Origin of the sequence: Gemmiger formicilis, from assembly GCF_900167555.1 — a bacterium.
Lineage (GTDB): Bacteria > Bacillota > Clostridia > Oscillospirales > Ruminococcaceae > Gemmiger > Gemmiger formicilis.
Genome location: NZ_FUYF01000075.1, coordinates 1 through 1,788 on the forward strand (window position 1 = coordinate 1; position 1,788 = coordinate 1,788).

The 1,788-nt window shown below is 50.2% G+C and carries 3 protein-coding genes; all 3 read left to right on the plus strand.

Annotation, left to right across the window (positions count from 1 at the left end; translation table 11 throughout):
• Positions 1-337 precede the first annotated feature (337 nt).
• Entirely contained in the window at positions 338-736 is a 399-nt protein-coding gene (locus tag B5D32_RS14580) for a hypothetical protein (RefSeq protein WP_078785670.1), read from the plus strand.
• A 125-nt stretch (positions 737-861) separates the two neighbouring features.
• Positions 862-1,248: a fimbrial protein gene (locus B5D32_RS14585; RefSeq protein WP_396347129.1), complete on the plus strand. Its 387-nt coding sequence runs from the start codon at positions 862-864 to the stop codon at positions 1,246-1,248.
• A gap of 34 nt (positions 1,249-1,282) precedes the next feature.
• The coding region (locus B5D32_RS14590; RefSeq protein WP_078785671.1) for a hypothetical protein at positions 1,283-1,788 on the plus strand (506 nt) is incomplete at its 3' end.

A 1,788-nucleotide genomic window follows, 5' to 3' on the forward strand; every position in this document is an offset into this window, starting at 1 on the left:
CCGTGATTGAGCGTGCGATTGACGGGTTCTAATAATAGCTTGGTCCTTGCACAACTTACCAATGCCCTTGTAAACAAAACCAAAATCCGCATCGAAATTGCCGACATGTGCGATTTCGATGCGGAGTTTTTCTTTTTCTTTGCAAATTGTGCGTCAAAATCATTGATTTCTCTCTGTTTAGTAATTGAAAGAATTCTTTCGACAAACTAAAACAGGGAGTATTTTTATGCCATTCAAAAGACAGAAATCCAATGTATCCCCGCATTATCACGACACACGGACGCTTTTGCGGAAGTACCGGGATGTCATATGGAATTTGGGAGTATCCGATCTCGATTTGCAAGAGGAATTCAAGGCTGAGTACGGGCTATCCACGGATGCACTGTTTGTGGACAGCGAGGTCAACAAGAGCGGCAACCGGCTGGAAAACTATGCCCGCGCCCTGGAGCGCAGCAAAAAGATGATGCAGATCATCGACACCGCGATTGACCTGATGCGCCGCAAACACAAGAAAGGCGAATTCTATTACTGGATTTTATACTACGCCTATCTATCCCCCCAGCAGTGCGAGAATGCGGGTGCAATTTTGCAGGCACTCGAATCTAAGGGCATCTCCATTTCTCTGCGCACCTACTATGTCCACCGGGATGAAGCTATCGAGGTCCTCAGCTCCATTTTGTGGGGCTATACCTCTCAGGATTGCGAGAAAATCACCAATCTGCTGACCCCTGATTGACCCTGCACAACATCCGCACAAAATCAGCAGAGCGAAAGCCTTTTTTCCTGCACAGCCAATTTGTTATCATGGTAGTAGCCTACTTTTGGCGATTCTTAAAGTGTTTTTGCACATAGGAGGTTTCAATGACTAAGAAAAACACACGTTCCGACTCCCATAAGCACATAAAAGCAACCCTCTGCGCCGCCATGTGCAGCGTACTGACCGCAATGCCAGCTTTCGCAACTGGCGAGGATAATTCCGCCGCCGCAGCCGGCACTACCGTCTGGACGAAAGCCAGCGAGATCATGCAGGATGTCTACTCGCAAATCATCTCTATCTCCACCGTCACAGCTGTGGTCTGTGCGGCCGTTGCCCTGCTGCTGATGAATTTTTCCAAAAACGGCAAGACAGTGGACGATTCCCGCGCGTGGCTCAAGCGCATTGCCATCACCTGGGCGATTCTGAACGGTCTTGGCTTCATCATGGCCTACGTCACGCCGTTCTTTCAGGGCGGCACTTGGAATCCGTAACCACTCCCCTGCTCACAAAAGGAGGTGACGGCCTTTGGGCATTTTAGACGGCATTGTCGATTGGCTAGCAACGCAGGTGATGAACCTGCTGGATCTGGCATCTGCCTCGGTACTCGGCGCGTTGGGCTGCAATATGGACACGTTCAAGCGGTACTTCCCTACTGCTTCGGCTATGTATGAAATCTTCATTTGGACCGCCATCGGGCTGGTGCTGCTGAACCTTGTGTGGCAGCTTTACCGCTGCTATGGTGCAGGGTTTGACATTGACACCGAGAATCCCATCAATCTGGTGGTGCGTTCTGTGATTTTTCTGCTGCTGATTTGGTACTGTGATGACATCGTCAACCTTGCCTTGCGGATTGGCGGCACACCCTACAACTGGATTCTGGACAGCACCCTGCCCGGTGTGCAGTTCGGAGACTTCAATTCTGTGCTGCTCGTCATTATTGGCGTGATTGCCAACGGTTCTGTGGCCTTGATTGCGCTGATCCTTGTTGTGATTCTGGCTTGGAACTACTTAAAGCTGCTTTTGGAAGCCGC